Annotated in this window: 15 protein-coding genes; 8 read left to right on the top strand and 7 right to left on the bottom strand. The window is 62.7% G+C overall.

The window, feature by feature from the left end:
- Positions 1 to 22: 22 nt before the first annotated feature.
- The 4 genes from DFR34_RS03195 to DFR34_RS03180 all read right to left on the bottom strand — a co-directional run bounded on the left by DFR34_RS03195 (position 23) and on the right by DFR34_RS03180 (position 3,215).
- Positions 23 to 421: a hypothetical protein gene (locus DFR34_RS03195; RefSeq protein ID WP_110389727.1), complete on the bottom strand. Its 399-nt coding sequence runs from the start codon at positions 419 to 421 to the stop codon at positions 23 to 25.
- Positions 422 to 539: 118 nt separating this feature from the next.
- Entirely contained in the window at positions 540 to 2,009 is a 1,470-nt protein-coding gene (locus DFR34_RS03190) for a KAP family P-loop NTPase fold protein (protein WP_110389726.1), read from the bottom strand.
- A 165-nt stretch (positions 2,010 to 2,174) separates the two neighbouring features.
- Complete coding sequence (locus DFR34_RS03185) at positions 2,175 to 2,792, bottom strand: glutathione S-transferase family protein (RefSeq protein WP_110389725.1); 618 nt, start codon at positions 2,790 to 2,792, stop codon at positions 2,175 to 2,177.
- A gap of 93 nt (positions 2,793 to 2,885) precedes the next feature.
- On the bottom strand, positions 2,886 to 3,215 hold the full coding sequence (locus DFR34_RS03180; RefSeq protein ID WP_110389724.1) for an FKBP-type peptidyl-prolyl cis-trans isomerase: 330 nt from the start codon (positions 3,213 to 3,215) through the stop codon (positions 2,886 to 2,888).
- A gap of 184 nt (positions 3,216 to 3,399) precedes the next feature.
- Here DFR34_RS03180 and DFR34_RS03175 point away from each other — a divergent pair, with 184 nt between their 5' ends.
- Positions 3,400 to 4,347, top strand: a complete 948-nt coding sequence (locus tag DFR34_RS03175) for a D-2-hydroxyacid dehydrogenase (RefSeq protein ID WP_110389723.1) — start codon at positions 3,400 to 3,402, stop codon at positions 4,345 to 4,347.
- Between the two features lie 61 nt (positions 4,348 to 4,408).
- Here the strand turns inward: DFR34_RS03175 and DFR34_RS03170 are convergent, their stop codons facing one another.
- Entirely contained in the window at positions 4,409 to 5,161 is a 753-nt protein-coding gene (locus tag DFR34_RS03170; RefSeq protein ID WP_110389722.1) for a M48 family metallopeptidase, read from the bottom strand.
- Positions 5,162 to 5,366: 205 nt separating this feature from the next.
- Between DFR34_RS03170 and DFR34_RS03165 the strand changes: the two genes are divergently transcribed.
- Both DFR34_RS03165 and DFR34_RS03160 read left to right on the top strand, forming a co-directional pair.
- Positions 5,367 to 6,281, top strand: coding sequence for a MerR family transcriptional regulator (locus tag DFR34_RS03165; RefSeq protein ID WP_110389721.1), 915 nt, complete (start codon positions 5,367 to 5,369; stop codon positions 6,279 to 6,281).
- 199 nt (positions 6,282 to 6,480) lie between these two features.
- Positions 6,481 to 8,097: a phosphoethanolamine transferase gene (locus DFR34_RS03160; RefSeq protein WP_110389720.1), complete on the top strand. Its 1,617-nt coding sequence runs from the start codon at positions 6,481 to 6,483 to the stop codon at positions 8,095 to 8,097.
- A 112-nt stretch (positions 8,098 to 8,209) separates the two neighbouring features.
- Here DFR34_RS03160 and DFR34_RS03155 read toward each other — a convergent pair whose 3' ends face one another.
- Together DFR34_RS03155 and DFR34_RS03150 are read right to left on the bottom strand one after the other, a co-directional pair.
- Positions 8,210 to 9,316 (bottom strand): FUSC family protein, encoded by a 1,107-nt coding sequence (locus DFR34_RS03155; protein WP_110389719.1) that lies wholly within the window; start codon positions 9,314 to 9,316, stop codon positions 8,210 to 8,212.
- 86 nt (positions 9,317 to 9,402) lie between these two features.
- Positions 9,403 to 10,185 carry a GntR family transcriptional regulator gene (locus tag DFR34_RS03150; RefSeq protein WP_245906800.1) on the bottom strand — a complete coding sequence of 261 codons (783 nt, stop codon included), beginning with the start codon at positions 10,183 to 10,185 and terminating at the stop codon, positions 9,403 to 9,405.
- 293 nt (positions 10,186 to 10,478) lie between these two features.
- Between DFR34_RS03150 and DFR34_RS03145 the strand changes: the two genes are divergently transcribed.
- The 5 genes from DFR34_RS03145 (at position 10,479) to DFR34_RS03125 (ending at position 18,277) form a co-directional block, all read left to right on the top strand.
- Positions 10,479 to 11,240, top strand: a complete 762-nt coding sequence (locus DFR34_RS03145) for a (Fe-S)-binding protein (RefSeq protein WP_110389718.1) — start codon at positions 10,479 to 10,481, stop codon at positions 11,238 to 11,240.
- Positions 11,237 to 11,941: a LutC/YkgG family protein gene (locus DFR34_RS03140; RefSeq protein ID WP_110389717.1), complete on the top strand. Its 705-nt coding sequence runs from the start codon at positions 11,237 to 11,239 to the stop codon at positions 11,939 to 11,941. The genes DFR34_RS03145 and DFR34_RS03140 overlap by 4 nt, the downstream gene beginning before the upstream one ends.
- The gene (locus DFR34_RS03135) at positions 11,938 to 13,383 is read left to right on the top strand and encodes a LutB/LldF family L-lactate oxidation iron-sulfur protein (protein WP_110389716.1); all 1,446 of its coding nucleotides are present in this window, start codon (positions 11,938 to 11,940) and stop codon (positions 13,381 to 13,383) included. Before DFR34_RS03140 ends, DFR34_RS03135 begins: the two co-directional genes overlap by 4 nt.
- A 9-nt stretch (positions 13,384 to 13,392) precedes the next feature.
- Positions 13,393 to 16,203, top strand: coding sequence for an FAD-binding and (Fe-S)-binding domain-containing protein (locus DFR34_RS03130; RefSeq protein ID WP_110389715.1), 2,811 nt, complete (start codon positions 13,393 to 13,395; stop codon positions 16,201 to 16,203).
- Between the two features lie 397 nt (positions 16,204 to 16,600).
- The gene (locus tag DFR34_RS03125) at positions 16,601 to 18,277 is read left to right on the top strand and encodes a lactate permease LctP family transporter (RefSeq protein ID WP_110389714.1); all 1,677 of its coding nucleotides are present in this window, start codon (positions 16,601 to 16,603) and stop codon (positions 18,275 to 18,277) included.
- Positions 18,278 to 18,526: the final 249 nt, after the last annotated feature.

Genomic DNA, 18,526 nt, shown 5'->3' with positions numbered 1-18,526 from the left:
CCATGGGCAGGTTGCGGCGGCACTATGCCGGCAATGGAAAACACGCCAGCGTCAACACCAAGCACACGCTGTACACCCCAATCTCTGCCGTCTCCGTCCACGGCTGCTCACGGCGCAGCGCGCCATACACATGTAATGCCACCATGCAGGCAAACACCGCCACCAACTGCTCGAACACCCACACCCGCCCCTCGCCGCTCCACGCCGCCCGCGCCATCAAGCCTTCCAGAATCAGGATGAACAACCCCAGACAGCGGCCAAAATACACCGTCAACTGCGTATCCGCCGGAATCCGCCAACGCATCAAGCGCGCCCAGCGCAACGGAAAAAACGTAATCGGCACGGCAAACACCACCGTGGTGATGGCGCACAGCCACGCCAGAAACACACCGGCCTGATCGGCCCAAACGCCCAGTAACATGAAGATGACCTCGTCAATAAATGAGTGGGGATTCTAGGCGGGCGGGATGGTGCGGGGTATGCGACTTAGGTGGGGCGGCGCGGGGTGAGCCGCGCCGGGTGTGCTGGGTGCGGTCAGGTCAGAGGGTGAGCACGTCGCTGAGCTCGATCATTTTTTTGTAGTCGGACCAGGGGCGGAAAATATGGCCATCCGTTTCATGCTGATGCCGGCTGTAAATTGCTTGATGCCACTGGGCAACAGTGAGCCAGAGATCTGCCTCACTTTCAAAATTTCTAGATCGATCAATGCGGCGCTCTTCTTTCAAATAAGATGGGCGTCTGTTTTCGATTTCATAATATGATTCACTCTCGCCATAGTTATTTGTTTGATTTTTTTTGCACAAAATATCCCCGCATAATTCTGAAATCATGCTGCCACGAATTGCATTGCCCAGTCTGTCAAATGGCATGGATAATGTTGGGGTTCTGTCATTATCTCTGCGCGTAGCAAATAACTCTTTCGATTTTTCATGCTCAAGTAAGCCAAGAAACAGTATAAGCACACATGTAAGCTTGGCTGTATTTTGCGTATAGTGATGCATGATGGCTTTTGCCCGCAGAAGAATATTATCCAAGCTGCGAATTGACAGGCTTAATGTGCTGGCACTGGCAGCCAAGACTTCCACAACGAATTCCCAGTGCATTCCAAATAGATGATTGCTGTTGCCATGAATGAAATCCTCTGCGCTATATTTGGCCAGAATATACTGCTTCAAATCCGGCTCCGGCAGCTTCGCCCGCTGCTGAAAAAACCGCCGCAAGTAAGTATCCGCATCAAACCCCTCGCCATACACCGCCCTGATTGAATGGCTGAGCTGATCGGTGTCTGTGGCCACCACAAACACCAGTTTGTCTACCGAAAAGAAGTGTTTGATTACTTCCAGCATTTCGATGGCGTAGGTGGGGCGACAGCGGTCCAGTTCGTCCACCAACACGATTATCGGCAGATTGCTACCATAATTTTTTTCCAGCACTTCAGCTAACCCTGCCAAATCTTGTCTAATAGCTTTCATTGCTTTTTGCTGGCTTTGATAGTTTAACGTAAGGCTGTGCATCAGATCTTCAGGCTTCTCTGGGGCAGGAATCAGATTTTCCACAACAGGTTTTATTGGATTGTTTTTCAGGCCTAATTGTTGTGCAGCCACCTCCGTTGCACCAATGGCAAGGCCGCGTAAAAAGCGGCCACAATGTAACTTCAAATTTTTGTAGTGCTTAACCTTGCCTATGTTTCCGTTAAAAGCATACACCTGCTGCGTTAACTCACTCGCCACCACCACCAAGGGCTGCTGAGAAAAATCGCTTTCCCAGGCGTTGATATAAATCACCGGATGGCCACGCTCCAGCGCCGCCACATACAGGCGCTTGAGAAACTCGGTCTTGCCCGAGCCCCAGGCGCCGTTCAGATTCAGCACAAACTCGCCGGATTCACCTAGCAGGTAATTCAGCAGAAATTCACCGTACTCGCGGCGGTTCAGTTTGCAGGTGTCCCAATTGTGCGTATCCCGCCATGCTTGATGGCAGGCGTTAAATATAAAATCTGTATTTTCCATGTGGTGCCTTGGGGTAAATAAATCACTGCGCGCTGTTTGCTGTCGTGGCCAACACAGCCAATTTATGCTTTATCTGCGCTCATCAAAAGCTACGCGTAGAGAGGCCATGCCGGTGTTGACCCCGGCGCCACCTGGCTGTGTGGCGCCGTTGTCTGTGTGCTGTGCTTATGCCGGTTCTGCCATCCCCTTCACCACCGCCGGCCGTGCCGCCAGCGTGGCCATCCAGCGGGCGACATTCGGGAAGTCCGCCAGATCAATCTCCTGCCATTCGTGGCGAGTGGCCCAGGGGTAGAGCGCCATATCGGCAATCGAATAATCACCGGCCACGTAGTCGCGCCCGGCCAGTTGATTGTCCAGCACGGTGTACAGGCGGCGGGCTTCGTTGCGGTAGCGCTCGATGGCGTAGGGGACGGGTTCGGGGGCAAAGCGTAAAAAGTGGTGCGCCTGGCCGAGCATGGGGCCAAAGCCGCCCATCTGGAACATCAGCCATTGCAGCACGGCATAGCGTTCGGCGCCGCTGGCGGGCAAGAAGCGCTGATGTTTTTCTGCCAGGTAAATCATGATGGCGGCGGATTCAAACACGCTGATCGGCTGGCCATCGGGGCCATCGCTGTCTACCAGCGCGGGAATTTTGCCATTGGGGTTGATGGCGCGAAACGCCGGGGTGTTTTGTTCGCCGGTCAGGATATTGATCGGCTGGACGTGGTGTTCCAGGCCCAGTTCGGCCAACAGAATGGAAAGCTTGCGGCCGTTGGGGGTGCCCCAGGTATAGAGGGTGAGCATGTGTGCGCCTGTGTCCGGTGAAGGGAAACCCGAGGGTATACCGGCGCTGGCGGGGCGGCAACGGACGCAGGGCGCGCCCGTTGCCCGTGGGCGTCAGTCGATCGACAGCAGTTCCACTTCAAACACCAGGGTGGCGTTGGGCGGAATCACGCCACCAGCGCCACGCGCGCCGTAGCCCAGCTCCGGCGGGATGGTCAGTTTGCGCTTGCCGCCCACTTTCATGCCGGCCACGCCTTGATCCCAGCCCTTGATCACATGCCCCGCGCCCAGCGGAAAGCTGAACGGCTGCATGCGGTCTTTGCTGGAGTCAAATTTCTGGCCGTCGGTCAGCCAGCCGGTGTAGTGAACGGTGACTTCCTTGCCGGTGACAGCTTCGGCGCCGTCGCCTACGGTGAGGTCTTCAATCAACAGCGATGTGCTCATGAGGGTTCCTTGGTGAATGCGAATGTCTGGCCGGATGGGCCAGGCTGTGAGCATTGTAAGCGGCGAAACGACGGCGTAGAACCCCACGGATGGCCTTTTGCGCCTGCGATGGGGCAGGATTTTCCTGTGGGTGGAATTCAGGCATGCTGCGGGTCTGACCTTTTGACTCTGGAAAGCCCCCGCCATGACCTCGATTGTGTTTCTGGATCGCGACAGCCTGCCCACTGCCGTCCCGCCGCTGCCATTGCCGCACCGCTGGCAAGATTACCCGGCCACCTCGCCCGAGCAACTGCTGCGCCATGCCAGCGGCGCGCAGGTGTTGATCAGCAATAAAGTGCCGCTGCGCGCCGAGCATTTTGCCCAGTTGCCCGAGCTCAAGCTGGTGGCGGTGGCGGCCACCGGGGTGAACCAGATTGATCTGGACGCGGCACGCGCGCATGGCGTGGCGGTGTGCAATGTGCGCAACTACGGCGCCGATGCGGTGGCCGAGCACGCCTTGATGCTGATGCTGGCGCTGTCGCGCAATCTGTTTGCCTACCGGCGCGCCGTGCTGGAAGGCGGCTGGCAGCAGTCGGCGCAGTTTTGCCTGCACGCCGCACCGATGAAAGACCTGTCGGCGCGCACGCTGGCGGTGTGCGGCGGCGGGGCGATTGGCGAGGCGCTGGCCGCCAAGGCGGCGGCGCTGGGCATGCGGCTGATGCGCGTGGAGCGCAAGGGCGCGGCGCAGGTCCGCACGGGCTATACCCGGTTTGAAACGGCGCTGGCCGAGGCGGATGTGCTGAGCTTGCATCTGCCGCTGAACGACGACACCCGTGGCCTGATTGGCGCGGCCGAGCTGGCCTTGATGAAGCCGAACGCGCTGCTGATCAACACCGCGCGCGGCGGGCTGGTGGACGAGGCGGCGTTGCTGGCCGCCTTGCAGGCCGGCCGACTGGGCGGCGCCGGGCTGGATGTGCTGGACACCGAACCGCCGCGCCAGGGCAATCCGCTGCTGGATGTCGAGCTGCCCAATCTGATCATCACCCCGCACGCCGCCTGGCTGAGCGAGCAGGCGCTGGCCAAGCTGGCGCAGCAGCTGGTGGACAATATCGCCGCGTTTTTGCAGGGCGAACCGCGCAATCTGGTGGGGTAAACGCCGCGCGCCCCTGGCGGGCGGGGCCGGCAGGGGCGCGCATCTGGCCTGTGTGCCTGGTTTACAGCTTGGCGATTTCGCTTTCCACTTTAGTGGCGCGTTCGCTGGAGGCCGGGTGCGAGGACAAAATGCTGGCGCCATCGCCCAGCGCCTGCAATTTGCGCAGCGCCGACACTGCCGCTGCCGGCGGGTAGTTGTGGCGCTTCATGAAGCCCACGGAATAGGTGTCTGCTTCGTTTTCCTGGCTTTGCGAGAACTGGGCATTGACCAGCGCTTCGGCAAATCCACCAATTGCCGAGGCGCTCAGCTGCGCCACCGCCTGATTGCCGCTGGCGGCAGCCAGACCACGCACGCCGGAGGCGGTGTAAGCCACTTGCATGGCTTTCTTGGAGTGGCCCAGCTTGACGTGGCCGACTTCATGGCCGATGACAAAGCGCACTTCGTCGTCGGTCATCGCGTCCAGCAGGCCGGCGTACACCCGCACCGTGCCATTGGCCATGGCAAAGGCGTTGACTTCTTTGGTCAGGTATACCTTGTAATTCAGCGCCAAGCCGTCTTCTTGATCCAGGCCTTTGACGATGCGCGCCAGGCGCTTGGCGTAAGGGTTGTTGGGCGGGGCGATTTTGTTCTGACCGTCCATATGCTGGGCGGCATCAAAGGCCAGTGTCTTGGCATCGTCGTCGCTGAGCGTGGCGGCCTTGGCCAGGTTGACCAGACCACCGGCCAGATTGCCCAGGTCCAGCGCCTGACTGGCAGGGGCGATGCCCAGGCCGGCGGCCAGGGCAAGAGAAGCGGTAAGCGTGCGCAATTTCATCGGATGTGACTCCTGTTTTTGTATGGTGCTGAATTTGCAGAACAAGCGAATGTGCAATACAAGCATATCGTATTGTGCCGGCCCGGTCAGTCAGGGGTTTTACCGTGTCTGACGGCGATGCCGCGCCACGCGGGCGCGGTGGTGGGCGGCAATATGGCATAATCTGCAACGCTTGTTTTATTGCCTGCACGACTGAGGAACCTCCATGACGTTGACCGGATTACCCCAATTTGATGGCCTGCCCATCAGCGTGGTCGAGCGGGAAACCGGCATCCCCAAGGATTTGCTGCGCATGTGGGAGCGCCGTTATGGCTTTCCCGAGCCGGCCCGCGATGCCCAGGGGGATCGGGTATACCCGCGCGAACAGGTGGACAAGCTGCGCGCCGTGCGCCGGCTGATGGATCAGGGATTCCGGCCGGGCAAGATCATTCATCTGAGTGCCGAAGAGTTGTCCCGCCTGTTTGAGGCGCGCCGCCCGCGTGAAGCCGCTCCTGCGGTGTGCGCCCGGCTGGAAAGCCTGCTGAAAGGCCAGGAAGGCCACGCCATTCGCGATGAGCTGCAATGCCAGTTGCACAGCCAGGGGCTGCGCAGCTTTGTCTGTGATTTTTTGCCGCCGGCCAATCAACTGGTGGGTGAGCTGTGGGCGCGCGGGCAGATCGAAATCCACGAAGAACATCTGTACACCGAGCAAGTCACCCGCATCCTGCGCGAGACGCTGGCGGTGCTGACCATTCCCCAGGGCCACCCCAAGGTGATGCTGACTACCTGTGCCGGCGAGCAGCATGTGCTGGGCTTGCTGATGGCCGAGGCCTTGTTCCGTTTGTCGGCTTGCGAGGTGCTGGCCTTTGGCGCCGACCTGCCGCTGACCGACATTGCCCAGGCCGCACACAAGCACCGGGTGGATGTGCTGGCGTTGTCGTTCTCACAAGCCTACGATGGCGCGCCCCCAGATACCCTGACTGCCTTGCGCCGCTTGCTGCCGCCCCAGGTCGAGCTGTGGGTGGGAGGCGCGGGTGTACAGGGCATGCGCCCTTCGCCGGCAGGACACTGGCAGATCCTGCGCAACCTGCATGATATTGAACCGCTGTTGCAAGACTGGCGACAGCGTCATCTGGATTGAGGTCGGGGCGCGTATGATGGCGCGTGGCACAGCGCGCAAACGTCCTGCTGACCTTGTTTTCGGCCTTGCCGAACGACGGGGTTTGTCTATGTTGGCGCGTCGCCCGGATGGCTGTACCGGGTGTGGCGTGCGGTTCTTAAGCCCGCATTAAGCAGGTTGCGCTGATAATTCTTCTCATTTTTTTCCGGGTTGTGTCCTCATGAAATTGCTGCGTCCGTTGTCGCCGGAGCGTCTGGCCCTGTATGTGGCCATGGCGCTGGTGCTGTTGTTCAACCTGCCGTTCTGGCAGCGCCTGTGGGAGATTGTCAGCCCGCTGGACGGCCATGGCGTGAAAATGCTGGCGCTGGCGCTGGCGCTGACCACCACCTTCTTTTACTGGGTGTTGCTGCTGTTTGTCTGGCCACGGGTGGGCAAGCCGCTGATTGGCCTCTTGCTGCTGAGCACCGCGGCGGTGAGTTACTTCATGAACCAGTACGGCGTGCTGATCGACCAGGACATGGTGCGCAACGCCCTGCAAACCGACGGCGCCGAAGTGCGCGACCTGCTCACCGTCAAAATGGCGCTGACCGTGCTGCTGCTGGGTGTGCTGCCATGCTGGCTGCTGTGGAAGCTGCCGGTGGAATACCGCCCCGGTTGGCGGCGGCTGGGTCGGCGCTTGGCGCATCTGGGCATCGCCACCCTGGCGCTGGCGGCGATTGCCGCGGTGGGTTATCAGGACTTTGCCTCGCTGTTTCGCAACCACCGCGAACTGCGCATGGCGCTGGCCCCGCTGAATTACCTGCAAGCGTCCACCTCTTACCTGCGCAAAGTCACCGCCAAACCGCAGCCCTTGCAGCAAATTGGCCTGGACGCCAGGCAAACCGCCGCCGCGCACGACAAGCCGCGCGTGCTGGTGCTGGTGGTGGGCGAAACCGCCCGCGCTGACCACTTTGCCCTCAACGGCTACCCGCGCCCGACCACGCCCGAGCTGGCCGCTCGCACTGACATCGTCAACTACCCCAACGCCTGGTCCTGCGGCACTGAAACCGCCGTCTCGGTGCCGTGCATGTTCTCGGCCAAGGCGCGCGAGCAATTCGACACCGACCGCGCCCGCCACGAAGAAAACCTGCTGGACGTGCTCAAGCGCGCCGGCCTCACCGTGCTGTGGGTGGACAATAATTCCGGCTGCAAAGAAGTCTGCAACCGGGTAGAAAAACAGATGCGCTACGACGAGCAGCACGCCAAATACTGCCGCGACGGCGAATGCTTTGACGAAATCCTGCTCGACGGCCTGCCCGAGCGGCTGGCGGCGCTCAAGGGCGACGCGGTGATTGTGCTGCACCAAAAAGGCAGCCACGGCCCGGCTTATTACAAGCGCTATCCGCCAGCGTTTGAGCGCTTCAAGCCGGTGTGCCGCACCAGCGAGCTGCAACAATGCGCGCGCGAAGACATCATCAACGCCTTCGACAACACCATCGCCTACACCGATTTCTTTTTGGCGCAAACCATCCGCCTGCTGGAAAAGCAGGCCAATATCGACAGCAGCCTGCTTTATCTGTCCGACCATGGCGAATCGCTGGGTGAAAACGGCATGTATCTGCACGCCACCCCGTATCTGGTGGCTCCGGACGCGCAAAAACACATCCCGATGGTGGCCTGGTTCTCGCCCGGCTGGCGCGAACACGGCGGCCCGGCGCTGAACTGCCTGAAAGCCCAGGCCGGCCAGCGCTACAGCCAGGACAATCTGTTTCACAGCGTGCTGGGGATGATGGGGGTGAGCACCGCGCTGTATCAGCGTGAGCTGGATATGTTTGCCGGCTGCCGTCAGGCCAGTTAAGCATCGCTCACAAAACCCTCCTGGCGTTGTTGCCCGACCTTGCCGTACTTGTTGTACTGTCTACGGTCGTGCGCCTAGCCAGGCGCGCTGCGCTGGGTTTTGTTAGCTGCGCTTAATCTGCGGCCTGGCGTGGCCGTTGCGGCGTCAGCAGGCGTCGCAACGGCGGGCTGGCCCAGGCGCGAAAGCGTGGGCTATGCAGGCAGACGCCGCCGACCAGGCCCACCAGACAGCCCAGCAGGGTATCGACAAAGCGCGCCTGGATCAGCGCGCTGACTGAGCCATGCCCCAGCGTCACCGCTTCGGCCAGCAGCAAGGTCAGCGGGGTGATGAAGATGGCGGCAAAGCCATAGTGGCGCACCACGGCGGTTTCGACGATAAAGGTCAGCACAATGATCATCAGCGCCAGCCGCCAAGGGTCGAGCGGCAGCGCCAGCAGCCCCCAGGACAGCAAGAGCCCGATGCTGGTGCCCAGCAGCCGTTGCAGCTGTTTTTCCCACACCGCACGTAGCGACATGCCCTGAATCACCGCCAGACAGCTCACCGGCACCCAGTACGGGTTATGCAGCTGCAAGGCCTGCGCCAGCAGCAGCGACACTCCCACACACACGCCGATCAGCACCGAATCGAACACCACAAACTCAAAGCTGGCGGGTGGCAAAGGCTGCACCGGTCGTGGCAGGCGGCGCGACAGAATAAACAGGCTGTAGACAAAAGCCACCACGCAGGCCAGCAGACAGCCCAGCGCCAACAAGCCCACCTTGAATGGTGCTTGCAGCAGCTCGACCGGAGAATACGCACCAATCGCCGCCGCCATGAAAAAGAACAGGCTGCCAGGCGGGTTCACCTGGTAAAACCGGCAAGTCATATTGCTCAGCATGGCCACCGTGGCCAGCGCCAGCAGCATGCCGGCCGGCAGCAGGTGGCTGATGATCCCCAAGGTGTAGCAGGCGATCATGGCAAAGGCACTGGCCATCAGCGACACCATGCGATGGTGCAGCGGGGTATCCGGCAGGTACAAAAACACCAAGCCACCCAGCGAGGACACCAGGCCATAATCCACCCGACCAAACGCTGCCCCCACCAGCAAGGGCAAACCAGACGCCAGCGCCGCGGCAAACGGCATCTGCCAGGGGCGGTCGCTGGGGCGGATGGTGATCAATTGCCGCCCCTCGGCATACAGTTGCTGACGCACCTGGCGCCACAAGTTACGCGCAGACATCAGCGTGAACTGTCCCTGTGGATGAGCTGGCGCGGCGCGGCAACATGCCTTTGGCTTGGTTTATGTGTGGTGGCTTGCATTTGGTCTTACCCTTTCTCCACCGCCTGCGCCCGGCGCATGGCGCGTTCTTCGCGTTCGTGCTCCACCCGGATCACGTTCAGCGTCTGATCGACAAAATCAATATGTGCTTCGGCGGCGGCGCGGGCGGCTTGCGGGTTGCGTTCGTGGATGGCCTGCCAGATGGCGCGGTGCTGGGCCAGGAGCTGGCCTGACACCGGGGCGACGTCAAACAGATTGGCGATATTGTCGCGCACATGGGTTTTCAGCATTGACAGCAGGCTGGACGACAGGTGGGCGAACAGCACATTGTGCGCGGCGTCGGCGATGGCCTGGTGAAACGCCACATCCATGCGCGACAGCGTCAGCAGGTCGTGGCCGGCGTAGGCGACTTCCAGCTCGTCCATCAGCGCCGCCAGGCGTTCGCGGTCGGGTTCGGTGGCGCGGCGCGCGGCGCATTCGGCCATGGCGCCTTCCAGCGTGCGGCGAAACTCCAGCACATCGCGGTGCAAGTTGGGGTGCTCCACCAGCAGTTGCTGCCAGGGGTCAGAAAACGCCGCAGCCAGTTGATCAGTGACATAGGTGCCGCCGCCCTGGCGGCTGACCAGCATGCCGCGTGCGGCCAGGCGCTGGATGGCTTCGCGCAGCGAGGGGCGCGACACGCCCAGTTGTTCGGCCAGCTGGCGCTCGGGCGGCAGGCGGTCGCCGGGTTTGAGCGAGCCTTCCAGAATCATGCTTTCCAGCTGGTGCATGATGGCGTCGGACAGCTTGGGCACATTGACGCGTTGAACAGGCATTCTGGGCGTGGGCATGTCGTCTTCTCCTTGCAACAGATTTTCGTTTTGCGCCAAAACCGGGGGATAAACGCAAAACGAACGCTGTTTTTTCGTTTTTGTTCGAATATTCCAGGTTTTTTCCCTGAAATCATCAAGAGCGCACAGCGGTGGCGCGCAAAAGAAGTTATTGGTCTTACCAATGATACGCCCTTACCTTCACCTAGAAAAGGGTTTAAATTAAACTTCGTTGACAACGGAAGTCTTTGATTTTACATTCACTGAACACGAAAAATATTGGTCTTACCAATTGACCAAGAGGGAGACAACCCATGCACGCCACCCCCGCGCCCGCCCGCCCCGGCGATGTGTATTTTTTTGGCACCTGTTTGCTTGATTTGTTCTTGCCCGAAGCCGGGCTGGACGCCATGACGCTGTTGGAGCGTGAAGGCGTGCGCGTGCATTTTCCGCAGGCGCAAAGCTGCTGTGGCCAACCCGCCTTCACCAGCGGCCAGCCCGGCGAAGCGCGCGAGGTGGCGCGCAGCCAGCTGGGGCTGTTTGATCAGCCGTGGCCGATTGTGGTGCCGTCCGGTTCGTGTGGCGGCATGATCAAGCACCACTGGCCGACGCTGTTTGCCGGCGACGCCGACGAGGCGCGCGCCTGTGCCGTGGCTGGTCGGGTGGTGGAATTTGCCGATTTTCTGCTGAACGTGCTGCGCATTGAACTGCGCGACCAGGGCAAGCCCACCAAGGTGGCGGTGCATACCTCGTGTTCGGCGCGGCGCGAGATGAACACCCATGTGCACGGCTGGGCGCTGGTGGATCAGCTGGCCCAGGTCGAGCGCGTGGTGCACGACCACGAATCCGAATGCTGTGGCTTTGGCGGGGTGTTTTCGCTGCGCCACCCGGATATTTCCGGGGCGATGGTCAGCGACAAGAGCGCGGCGCTGCAAGACAGCGGCGCGGTGGAGTTCGTCACCGCCGACGGCGGCTGTTTATTGAATATCAACGGCAAGCTGGCCCACGATGGCAAAGCCTTTCGCGGCAAGCATCTGGCCAGTTTTCTGCTGGAGCGCACCGGAGGCAAGGCATGAGCGCGCGCGACCGCATTCTGGGCAAGCTGCGCGCCGCCGCCCCGGCGCAAACCCCAGTCGAGCCCGATGTGGCCGGCTACTACGCCCGCCACACCCTGCAACACGCGCTGCCGGCGCGACTGGCGCACTTTAGCCACATGATGCGCGCGGTGCACACCGAGGTGATCTACACCCGCGCCGACAGCTGGCCGCAGGCGCTGGCCGCCCGCGCCGCCCAGGCTGGCTGGCGTCATGTGCTGCTGGCCCCCAACACCGCCCACGGCGCGCGCGCCGCCCAGGCGCTGCAAGGCCTGGCCACGCCGCCGCAACTGAAAAGCTACGACCGGCCCATCGACGACTGGAAAGCCGAGCTGTTTCATGATGTGGACGCCGCCTTCACCACCACCCGCGCCGGCATTGCCGAAACCGGCACGCTGATTGTCTGGCCAGACGCCGACGAGCCGCGCGCCATGAGCCTGGTGCCGCCGGTGCACATCGCCCTGTTTGACGCCAGCCGCCTGTACGAAAACTTTTATCAAGCCGTCAGCACGGAAGGCTGGGCCAACGGCCTGCCGACCAACAGCCTGCTGATTTCCGGGCCGTCCAAAACCGCCGACATCCAGCAAACGCTGGCCTACGGCGCGCATGGCCCGCGTGAACTGATTGTGCTGGCCATCGTGCCGGACGACATCGACCTTGCCGAACTGGAGGCCGCCCAATGAGCACGCATCCGATTACCGTGCACCCGGCGCGCAGCTTCAAGGCCAATAGCCACGATGCGGTGAACGACCCGCACCTGCGCAAGAGCTTTCGCGGGGCGATGGACTTCCTGATGGCCAAGCGCGCGGCGCAGTTTCCCGACCACAACGAGCTGGAAGCGCTGCGCAGCCTGGGCGAAACCGTGCGCCAGCGCTGCCTGGCCAAGCTGCCCCAGTTGCTGGAAAAACTGGAAGCCCAGCTCACCGCCAATGGCGTAAAAGTGCATTGGGCGGAAACCCCGGAAGAAGCCAACGCCATCATCCATGGCCTGATCGCCGCCCGCAACGGCAAGCTGGCGGTCAAGGGCAAGTCGATGGTCAGTGAAGAAACCGAGCTGAACCACTATCTGGAAGCGCACGGCGTGCAGGCGGTGGAAAGCGATATGGGCGAGTACATCGTCCAGCTGGCGGGCGAAAAGCCCAGCCACATCATCATGCCGGCGATTCACAAAACCAAGGCGCAAATCGCCACGCTGTTTCACGACAATATCCCGGCCGCGCCGTACACCGAAGACGTGGACGAGCTGATCCAGCTGGGCCGCAATGCCCTGCGCGGCATGTATCTGAAGGCCGATGTCGGGATTTCCGGGGTGAACTTTGCCGTGGCGGAAACCGGCACGCTGTGCCTGGTGGAAAACGAAGGCAATGGCCGCATGTGCACCACCGTGCCGGACATGCACATCGCCATCACCGGCATTGAAAAAGTGGTGGAAAAACTCAGCGACGTGATTCCGCTGTATTCCATCCTGCCGCGCTCGGCCACCGGCCAGGCCATCACCACCTATTTCAATATGATCTCGCGCCCGCGCCAGCCCGGCGAAAAAGACGGCCCGCGCGAGGTGCATCTGGTGCTGCTGGACAACGGCCGCTCGCAAGCCTACGCCGACGAACAGCTGCGCAAAACCCTGCAATGCATCCGCTGCGGCGCCTGCATGAACCATTGCCCGGTGTACAGCCGCATTGGCGGCCACGCCTACGGCACGGTCTACCCCGGCCCGATTGGCAAGATCATCTCGCCGCATATGCTTGGCCTGAACGACACCCAGGATTTGCCCACCGCCTCCAGCTTGTGCGGGGCCTGCGGCGAAGTGTGTCCGGTGCGCATTCCCATCCCGGAAATGCTGATGCGCCTGCGCGAAGAAGCCGCGCGCGACCCGGAAGAAAAAGTCCCGCATCCGTTGGCTGGTCAAGGCGCGGCGTATTCGCCGCAACTGGCGCGGGTGTGGTCGCTGTGGCGCACGGTGTACAGCCGCCCGGCGCTGTACCGCGCCTTCAGCTGGCTGGCCACCCGCCTGCGTGTGTTCACCCCGCGCCGCCAGCTGGGCTGGACGGTTCACCGCACGCCGCTGACCCCGGCCAAGCAATCGCTGCACGAACTGGTGCGCCAGCGCCAGTCGTCCCGTTGAGGAGCCCGCATGCTGCCCGCTCAATATCAGGCGTTTTATGACCAGCTGACCGCCCACATCGACCCGGCGCGGCTGATCACCGACCCTACCCGCACCCTGGCCTACGGCACCGACGCCAGCTTTTACCGGCTAGTGCCCAAGATCGTCGCCCAAGTGAACAGCGAAAGCGAAATCGCCGCCCTGCTGGCGCTGGCCCACCAGCACCGCGTGGCGGTGACCTTCCGCGCTGCTGGCACCAGCTTGTCTGGCCAGGCGGTGACTGATTCGGTGCTGGTGACGCTGGGCGCCGGCTGGACCAGCCAGGAAGTGCTGGACGGCGGCGCGCGCATTCGCCTGCAACCGGGGGTGATTGGCCAGCACGCCAACAACACCCTGGCCCCGCTGGGCCGCAAGATCGGCCCTGATCCGGCCTCGATCGCCACCGCGCGGATTGGCGGCATGGCGGCCAATAATTCTTCGGGCATGTGCTGCGGCACCGCGCAAAACAGCTACCACACGCTGTCGGCGCTGCGGGTGATGCTGGCCGACGGCACGGTGCTGGACACTGGCGACGCCGCCAGCGTGACGGCGTTTCGCGCCAGCCATGCTGCGTTGCTGGATGGCCTGTCGGCGCTGGCGGCGCGCATTCACGGCAACCCGGCGCTGGCCGAGAAAATCCGCCACAAATACCGGCTGAAAAACACCACCGGCTACGGCATCAACGCCCTGCTGGACTTCACCGACCCGGTGGACATGCTCAGCCATGTGATGATCGGCTCGGAAGGCACGCTGGGCTTTATCAGCAGCATCACCTTCGACACCGTGCCCGACTACCCGCACAAGGCGTCTTGCCTGGTGCTGTTTGACGAGCTGGACCCGTGCTGCCGCGCGGTGACCGCGCTGAAGGCCGATGCGCCGGTAGAAGCCGTCGAGCTGATCGACAGCCGGGGCATTCGCGCCGTGCAAAACAAAGCTGGCCTACCGGACTTTTTATATGGCGAGATTGGCCCGTCGGCCGCCGCGCTGCTGATCGAAACCCGTGCGCCCAGCGCCGAGGCGCTGGCCGAGCAAATGGCGGCAATCGACGCCTGCGTGGCTGGCTTTGCCCCGGCGGCGAACAGTGGTTTCTCCACTGACAGCCAGGTGTGTGAAACCTACTGGGCAGTGCGCAAGGGCCTGTTCCCGGCGGTGGGCGCGGTGCGCCCGGTCGGCACCACGGTGGTGATCGAGGACGTGGCCTTCCCGGTGGAAGCCCTGGCTGAGGGCGTGCGCCGGCTGACCGTGCTGTTTGACCAATACCAGTACCACGAGGCGCTGATTTTTGGCCACGCGCTGGAAGGCAATCTGCACTTTGTGTTCACCCCGAGCTTTGACTCCAGCGCCGAGGTGAAACGCTACAACGACTTCATGGACGCGGTCAGCGAGCTGGTGGCGGTGGAGTTTGGCGGCTCGCTCAAGGCCGAGCACGGCACCGGCCGCAATGTGGCGCCGTTTGTCGAGCTGGAATGGGGCAGCGACGCCTACGCCATCATGCGCGACATCAAAAAGCTGTTCGATCCGCACGGCGTGCTCAACCCGGACGTGATCATCACCGACAACGACCAGCTGCACCTGGAAAACCTCAAGGCCATGCCGGCGGCCGACCCGCTGGTGGACCGCTGCATCGAGTGCGGCTTTTGCGAGCCGGCCTGCCCGTCCAACGGTCTGAGCCTGACCCCGCGCCAGCGCATTGTGCTGTGGCGGCGCATCAACCATTTGCAGCGCAGCGGCGAAGCGCCGGCCGAGCTGAGCAGCCACCAAAGCCAGTATCGCTATCTGGGCATCGACACCTGCGCCGCCACCGGCATGTGCGCCACCCGCTGCCCGGTGGGCATCAACACCGGCACGCTGATGAAGCAGCTCAAGGGCGCCAGCCCGCGCCCGGATGCGGCGCGCTGGGCGGCCGGCCATATGCGTCTGCTCACCGCTGGCGCGCGGCTGGGCTTGGGCGTGCGCGCCAGCGCGCAAAAACTGCTGGGCAAGCCGGCGGTGCAAGCGCTGAACCGCAGCCTGCATCACACCTTCAAAACCATTCCCATCGTGCCGCTGGGCGCGCCCGGCCCAGCCCGCCGCCTGCCCACGCCGTCGGCGCAGGGCGAGCCGGTGGTGTACTTCGTCAGCTGCGTGAATCGCACCCTGGCCGAAGGCCGCGACGGCGCTGCCAGCGTGGCCGAACACACGCTGAGCCTGTTTGCCAAGGCCGGCTTTGCCGCCCGCTACCCGGACAATCTGGACGCGCTGTGCTGCGGCCAGCCGTTTGACTCAAAAAACGCTGCCGACGCCGCCGAGCTGGCCAGCAGCCAGACCGCCAAGGCGCTGCTGGCCGCCAGCGACAACGGCCGCATCCCGGTGTACATCGACAACGGCCCCTGCGCCGAGCGGCTGATTACCGCCCAGCGCGAAGGCCGGGTGGACGCCCGGCTCAAGCTGTACGACGCCGCCAGCTTTTTGAGTGAATTCATCGCCCCACGGCTGAGCTTTACCCGTCAGCTCGACCAGTTGGCCCTGCATGTGCCGTGCAGCGCCAGCAAGCTGGGCGTGGGCGGCAAGCTCACCGCGCTGGCGCGCCGCTGCGCCACGCAGCTGAGCGTGCCGGACATCGCCTGTTGCGGCTTTGCCGGCGACAAGGGCTTCACCACCCCTGAGCTGAACGCCAACAGCCTCAAGCGCCTGCAACTGCCGGCCGGCTGTGCGCACGGCGTGTCGATGAGCCGCACCTGTCAGATTGGCCTGACCACGCACACCGGCGTGGATTACCAAAGCATCGAAGCTCTGCTGGACGCCTGTAGCGACCCGGCCTGAGATATTGCAACACCTTGCGCGCCGTCCAGGCGGCGCGTGAATTAAAAGCGGCGCACCCAAACCCTTCAGGGAAAAGATGCGCCGCGTAAAGAGACCGACGGCGCAAGCCAGCCGGCCCACAAACCCGCTGAGGAGAAAACATGCCCACACCGACCGCCCCGCTGCGCTAGCGCCGCCTCGCCAGGCGCCTGACGGCCCGGTTCAGCCACCCTGAGCCGCTGTCGCCCAGGCCCGGACGTTGCCCGCTGACCCCGGCAACGCACGAGGATGCAGGCTTGGCCCCGCCGTCACCGACGGCAAAGCCGGCCCTTGCGCACTCCTTCGGCCCACCCGGCCGGACACTTCACTTCATCGTGTCGCAACCCCATTTCGGGGCTGCGCGGAGGACTATTGTTTCATGGAAACCTGGACGCAAATCTACGCGCCGCTGGGCAGCCTGGGCCTGTCGGCGCTGGTGGCCTCGCTGCCGATCATTTTCTTCTTTATCGCGCTGGCGGTGCTGCGCATGAAAGGCCATGTGGCCGGCACCATCACCGTGGCCATCGCCCTGGCGATTGCCGTGTTGGTGTATCAAATGCCGGTGGACATGGCGTTTGCCGCCGCGGGTTATGGCTTTTTGTACGGTCTGTGGCCGATTGCCTGGATCATTGTCTGCTCGGTGTTCCTATACAAGGTAACGGTCAAAACCGGGCAATTTGACATCATCCGCGCCTCGGTGTTGTCGATTACCGAAGACCAACGCCTGCAAATGCTGCTGGTGGGCTTCTCGTTCGGCGCCTTCCTGGAAGGCGCGGCCGGTTTTGGCGCCCCGGTGGCCATCACCGCCGCGCTGCTGGTCGGCCTGGGCTTCAACCCGCTGTACGCCGCTGGCCTGTGCCTGATCGCCAACACCGCCCCGGTGGCGTTTGGCGCCATGGGCATCCCCATTCTGGTGGCCGGCAAGGTGACCAGCATTGACCCGTTCCTGATCGGCAAAATGGCTGGCCATCAACTGCCGCTGCTGTCGGTGATCGTGCCGTTCTGGCTGGTGTTCATGATGGACGGTTTCCGTGGCATCCGTCAGACCTGGCCGGCGATTCTGGTGGCCGGCGGTTCGTTTGCCGTGACCCAGTTCTTTACCGCCAGCTATGTTGGCCCGGAACTGCCGGACATCACCTCGGCCCTGGTCAGCCTGATCTGCCTGACCGTGTTCCTGAAAGTGTGGCACCCGAAAGAAAACTTCCGCTTTGCCAACGACGGCACCACCAAGGGCATTTGCGTGCCGCGCAGCGGCAAGGCCGGTTCGGCGCTGGGCTTTACCGGCGGCCAGGTGTTCAAGGCCTGGACCCCGTTCATCATCCTGACCGCCATGGTCACGGTGTGGAGCCTGAAGCCGTTCAAGATGCTGTTCGACAAGGGCGGCCCGCTGGCTGGCCTGGTGTTCAAGTGGGAAGTGCCGCACCTGCATAATCTGGTGATCAAGGCCGCCCCGATCGTGGCCAGCGCCAAGCCCTACGAGGCGATCTACAAGCTGGACATCCTGTCGGCCACCGGCACCGCCATCCTGATCGCCGCGCTGATTTCCATCGCCCTGCTGCGCATGAAGCCGGCCGAAGCTGCCCGCACTTTTGTGGAAGTGGTGCTGGAGCTGAAGCGCCCGATCTACTCGATTGGCATGGTGCTGGCATTTGCCTTTGTCGCCAACTACTCCGGCCTGTCGTCCACCCTGGCCCTGGTGCTGGCTGGCACCGGCGCGCTGTTCCCGTTCTTCTCGCCGTTCCTGGGCTGGCTGGGCGTGTTCCTGACCGGTTCGGACACCTCGTCCAACGCGCTGTTCTGCTCGCTGCAAGCCACCACCGCGCACCAGATTGGCGTGTCCGACACCTTGCTGGTGGCGGCCAACACCACGGGCGGCGTGACCGGCAAGATGATCTCGCCGCAATCCATCGCCGTGGCTTGCGCGGCTGTGGGCCTGGTGGGCAAGGAGTCCGACCTGTTCCGCTTCACCGTCAAGCACAGCCTGATGTTTGCCACCATGGTGGGCATCATCACCTATGTGCAGGCGTATTACCTGACGGGGATGATTCCGCAGTAAGCGCCGCTCACCAAACCCGCCTGGCGTCGTTGCGCGGCCTTGCCGTACTGCTTGTACTGTCTGCGGCCGCACGCCTCGCCAGGCGCGCTGCGCTGGGTGTGGTGAGCGACGCTAAGCATTGCTGCCAGCCTCGCTCAACATTCCGCGCGCAGCGCTAGTAGCCAGTCACCATGATCTGAACAGATAATAGGCACAGCCGCTGCATACAGGACAGCACAACCCCGCTGAGGAAATCACCATGCCCGCCAT

This window comes from Rivihabitans pingtungensis, assembly GCF_003201855.1.
Lineage (GTDB): Bacteria > Pseudomonadota > Gammaproteobacteria > Burkholderiales > Aquaspirillaceae > Rivihabitans > Rivihabitans pingtungensis.
Note: the sequence above shows the minus strand (reverse complement) of the source record. Positions and strands in the feature narration are given on the sequence as shown.